The 3,435-nt window shown below is 61.8% G+C and carries 10 protein-coding genes; 1 reads left to right on the top strand and 9 read right to left on the bottom strand.

All coding sequences use genetic code 11. The annotated features are described in order from the left end of the window. The coding region (locus AC1DS3_RS36860; protein WP_255504272.1) for a helix-turn-helix domain-containing protein at positions 1 to 126 on the bottom strand (126 nt) is incomplete at its 3' end. A gap of 275 nt (positions 127 to 401) precedes the next feature. On the opposite strand from AC1DS3_RS36860, the gene AC1DS3_RS36855 reads away from it, so the two are divergent. Then, entirely contained in the window at positions 402 to 728 is a 327-nt protein-coding gene (locus tag AC1DS3_RS36855; protein WP_477129159.1) for a hypothetical protein, read from the top strand. Here the strand turns inward: AC1DS3_RS36855 and AC1DS3_RS36850 are convergent. The 8 genes from AC1DS3_RS36850 to AC1DS3_RS36815 form a co-directional block, all read right to left on the bottom strand. Then, positions 725 to 982: a hypothetical protein gene (locus AC1DS3_RS36850; RefSeq protein ID WP_477129158.1), complete on the bottom strand. Its 258-nt coding sequence runs from the start codon at positions 980 to 982 to the stop codon at positions 725 to 727. The two genes, AC1DS3_RS36855 and AC1DS3_RS36850, sit on opposite strands and share 4 nt — an antisense overlap. A gap of 249 nt (positions 983 to 1,231) precedes the next feature. Beyond that, positions 1,232 to 1,402 carry a hypothetical protein gene (locus AC1DS3_RS36845; RefSeq protein ID WP_477129157.1) on the bottom strand — a complete coding sequence of 57 codons (171 nt, stop codon included), beginning with the start codon at positions 1,400 to 1,402 and terminating at the stop codon, positions 1,232 to 1,234. Next, positions 1,399 to 1,557 carry a hypothetical protein gene (locus tag AC1DS3_RS36840; RefSeq protein ID WP_477129156.1) on the bottom strand — a complete coding sequence of 53 codons (159 nt, stop codon included), beginning with the start codon at positions 1,555 to 1,557 and terminating at the stop codon, positions 1,399 to 1,401. Before AC1DS3_RS36840 ends, AC1DS3_RS36845 begins: the two co-directional genes overlap by 4 nt. After that, positions 1,557 to 1,724 (bottom strand): hypothetical protein, encoded by a 168-nt coding sequence (locus AC1DS3_RS36835; RefSeq protein ID WP_477129155.1) that lies wholly within the window; start codon positions 1,722 to 1,724, stop codon positions 1,557 to 1,559. The genes AC1DS3_RS36840 and AC1DS3_RS36835 overlap by 1 nt, the downstream gene beginning before the upstream one ends. Next, positions 1,721 to 2,122, bottom strand: coding sequence for a hypothetical protein (locus AC1DS3_RS36830; RefSeq protein WP_477129154.1), 402 nt, complete (start codon positions 2,120 to 2,122; stop codon positions 1,721 to 1,723). The genes AC1DS3_RS36835 and AC1DS3_RS36830 overlap by 4 nt, the downstream gene beginning before the upstream one ends. Then, positions 2,119 to 2,520, bottom strand: coding sequence for a hypothetical protein (locus AC1DS3_RS36825; protein ID WP_477129153.1), 402 nt, complete (start codon positions 2,518 to 2,520; stop codon positions 2,119 to 2,121). Before AC1DS3_RS36825 ends, AC1DS3_RS36830 begins: the two co-directional genes overlap by 4 nt. A gap of 34 nt (positions 2,521 to 2,554) precedes the next feature. Next, positions 2,555 to 3,184 carry a lysozyme gene (locus AC1DS3_RS36820; RefSeq protein WP_477129152.1) on the bottom strand — a complete coding sequence of 210 codons (630 nt, stop codon included), beginning with the start codon at positions 3,182 to 3,184 and terminating at the stop codon, positions 2,555 to 2,557. Continuing rightward, a partial coding sequence (locus tag AC1DS3_RS36815) for a hypothetical protein (protein ID WP_477129151.1) occupies positions 3,184 to 3,435 on the bottom strand: 252 nt, incomplete at its 5' end. The genes AC1DS3_RS36820 and AC1DS3_RS36815, both read right to left, overlap by 1 nt.

The following is a 3,435-nucleotide window of genomic DNA, read 5'->3' as shown; positions in this document are numbered from 1 at the left end:
GCGCTGCACCAGCCGCCGGACTTGCCGCGCCGTCAGATCCAGGCGCTCTGCGGCGCGCCATTGCGCCAGCAGGCCCTCGGCCGTTGCCTGAATGACCTTGAAGCGATCAACTTCGCGCAGACTCATGGTGATCAACCCTCGATCCTTCACGGCGCGCTCCCGTCCAACCCAGGCGCTACCAGTATAGGTCTATCCAGAGGACATTCTGATGTGGCTGGAAGCGGATATTCTGATTTGGCCTTTACAACCGTTCCCACCGATAATGATCATTATGTTAAATCGCTTTAGCGGGACTGCATGCCAATACCGGCGCGGCTTCCAGCAAGAAAATCACCCCGCGTCGATAATTTTCAGCCCCGCTACCTGCCGGGGCTTTTTTTCGACCAATAAAAATACGAGCCATGTACAAGCAAGCCACTTTCAGGGAATTCGATCACTACGCCGCCGGCATCCCAGCCGACGCCCTGGCGCGCCGCCTGCGCTGCACMAGCGCCACCATTTCCGCCTGGCTATCGGGCCGGCGCGCGCCGCCCTGGTGGGTGCCCGAGCTTCTCCGCTTACAGGAGATGGAAGCCATGGATATTGCCCGCCAGATGGGCTATGCCAAGGCCTTGCCGCGCTTCGGCGTGGTGCGCGGTGAGATCATCGACATGCAGCGCCGCCGGGCGCAAAAAAGCCCGGAACCTGCCCGGGCCATGCTTGCCGATACCACGTTGATGCTCGCCTAGTCCTTGCCGATGGACGTTGTTTTGTAGAAGTCCTTTGGCAGGCCGGTATAGTTGCCAGCCTTCCCGCTACTTTCCGGTTCCTGCTTATCCTGGCTGGCAAAGCAGCCGCTGAACATCTGCACGCAGGGTTTTCCATCAAGATTGACGGTCTGCGGCGCCTCTTGCTGGGGCGCCCCGAGCATCATGGTAAGCGCTACGTGCGCGCCCTTTCCGGCTGCTGCCACCACATCGCTGTTTGGGTCCTTCTTCATCATCTCTGCCGTTCCCCTGGCTACCTGCTGCACGTCAGCCTCGGTGCCGGTGTACCGAACCCCACCACAGCCGGCGATACCTAGCACGATCAATCCCACCGCGACCCCTCGCATACGCTCTCCCGTTGTTCTTGGCGAGACTGTAGCAAAAAAGCCCCTTGCGGGGCTTTTTCACTTCTTGCGCTTGCGAAACTGGCCGTTTGCCTTGCGCGGCGGGGTCTTGCGTTTGCGGGTTGCCATAGTGGCCTCCTGTCAGTAAAGCACTTTGTTGTTGCCGTCCTTGATCGTGACGGTTCCTTGATCGGCTACCCAGGCTTTCAGCTTGGGAAACCGCGACAGCACCGCAGCGGCCAGCAGCAAGCCGCCCAGCACAATGATGCCCTCGCGCACGACTTCGGGCGGCGTAGGAATCCACTTGCTCACTTGTGCCCCTGCATGTGTCTGTCAATGCGGTCGTGCGCCCGCTCGATGCTCGCGCGCATGGCCCGCAGATCGGCTCGGATGCCACCATAAACGGCGCCCGCCGACAGCAGCGCCGTGCCGAGATACTTGACGGCATCGAACGTGACGAACTCCATTACTCGACCTTGCCCTTTTCCGGCAGGAACACGGCCAGCGCTGCCAGCACGCCGGCAATGGCTTGCGCTGTGACGTTGACCTTGTCCGGGTTGGCGCCCATCGCCATGGCGATGCCGCCCAGGCCCGCCCAGGTGGACGGCTCGCGCAGACGTTGCAGAAAATTCATGATGCTCTCCTGATGCGTGGATAAACGAAGGCGGCGCCGCCGCCGTTCTCAGTGATCACTTGCGGCGTGATCGGGCCGCTTGCAAAGGTGCCGAAATAATCCGGCTGTCGGTCGGCAAACACCGACTTGATAAAATCGCCCGCCGGGCAGGCAAACGAGGCATCCCATGTGCGCCCCTCCGCAATGGCCTGCTCACATGCAGTCATGTCGGTCCGCGGCACGCCGAAGGCGTCACCGATACCCAGCACCGCGCCGCTGGCCGCATCCCCCACCGCCCCCACTGCCGCGCTGACTGCACCCGCAGCCACACCCTGAATCCCGCCGTTTTTTTTTACGACGATCATGAGCGCCGCGATGGCGCCGGCAGCGAGCAGCAGCTTGACGGTGGTGTCTTTCATTGCCCGCTCATCCAGTAACCGAGCGGCGGCGATTCGACCAGCGAGCCGAAGGTATAGGCGCCATTGCTTGCGCCGAACTCAGCCGGCGTGTAGCCGTTTGTGGCATCGATTCCGAGCGATCCGATATAGCCATTGGTGGCGTTGTAGTCCAGCGCTGCCGATGTGCCGCTACCGAATACGCCGCTCACCTTCCCACCGCTGATCACGGAATCAGGCGAGCCGGCGCCGAACATGCCGGCGATGGTCCCAGCCAGCCCCAAGCCTGCCTGCGTATAGGCGATGTTTCGCTGCGCGGTGTAGTCGGGCCGCAGCTGCGATACTGCCGTGCCCGGCACCGCCGCGCGCGCCTTGGTGGAGCGCAGCGCAAACAGCGCCATCGCGCCTACCGCTGCAATCATCAACAGATCGGGACCACCGCCCCCTGCCGCCGCCTTAGCCATAAATCCCCCTGTTGAACATCGCCACCTCGAGATTGCGGCGGTTCCTGATCCCGTTTTGCAGATTGGCCGGCACCCAGCCGACCGACTCTTGCGCCAAGCCGTCGATGCCGTTGCCGGCGTTCACCTGGTCCGCGAATTTCTTGAAGCTGCGCGGACTCATGTTGTATGCGATATGTACCAGCGCGTCGAACTCGTTTTGCGACAGCGGCACCTTGACATAGAGCCGCACCCACTTGGCCGCGCGGCTTTCCACGTCATCGGCAAACATGGCTTCCGCCTGGTCGCGCGTGATGCTTTCCGGAATCTGTGCGAGCGTGCCGAAATGCCCGTATCCAATGGTGTATCCGCCATCGCCCAGGTTGTAGCGCGTCAGTCGAAGATTCTCGCTTTGCTTGAGCGCGTCCAGCACATTGGCGCTGGGTTGCATGTCGGCCACCGGCCCGCGATTTACCATATCCGTTACCGCTCCTGTCCACTCATCGACTGTCGAAGCCAGCGCGTCCATAGCGCTGTAGTCCTCGCCGGTCTGCGCTGCCACCATGGCGGCGTCATCCTGCGCGCGCCACACCACGTAGGCCACCGCGCCCACCATCAGCAGCGCGAAAGACTGGCGCGACAGCATCAGACCGATTCCTCGTACCACTCATATGTCATGCCTAAATCGGCGTTGACCACCGTTGACCACCCGGTCAGTCCGTTCCCTGGCATCACAATGATCGGTTCCGTGAACTTGAAAGACTGCGAGGACGCGGCAGCCATCGTCATGCTGTGCAGAATGCCTACCGTCGGCGCAATGCCAACCACGGAATCGGTATTGATAGCGACCACTGAGGCGGTGCCACCCAACAGCTTGGACACGCCATATTGAATGGT

This window comes from Cupriavidus sp. 01L46, assembly GCF_056399905.1.
Note: the sequence above shows the minus strand (reverse complement) of the source record. Positions and strands in the feature narration are given on the sequence as shown.

What these genes read in the sequence shown, in the direction of transcription:
- AC1DS3_RS36850 (WP_477129158.1), bottom strand. Translation starts at nt 982, where the DNA reads ATGATGAAGAAGGACCCAAACAGCGATGTGGTGGCAGCAGCCGGAAAG.
- AC1DS3_RS36840 (WP_477129156.1), bottom strand. Translation starts at nt 1,557, where the DNA reads ATGGAGTTCGTCACGTTCGATGCCGTCAAGTATCTCGGCACGGCGCTG.
- AC1DS3_RS36835 (WP_477129155.1), bottom strand. Translation starts at nt 1,724, where the DNA reads ATGAATTTTCTGCAACGTCTGCGCGAGCCGTCCACCTGGGCGGGCCTG.
- AC1DS3_RS36830 (WP_477129154.1), bottom strand. Translation starts at nt 2,122, where the DNA reads ATGAAAGACACCACCGTCAAGCTGCTGCTCGCTGCCGGCGCCATCGCG.
- AC1DS3_RS36825 (WP_477129153.1), bottom strand. Translation starts at nt 2,520, where the DNA reads ATGATTGCAGCGGTAGGCGCGATGGCGCTGTTTGCGCTGCGCTCCACC.
- AC1DS3_RS36820 (WP_477129152.1), bottom strand. Translation starts at nt 3,184, where the DNA reads ATGCTGTCGCGCCAGTCTTTCGCGCTGCTGATGGTGGGCGCGGTGGCC.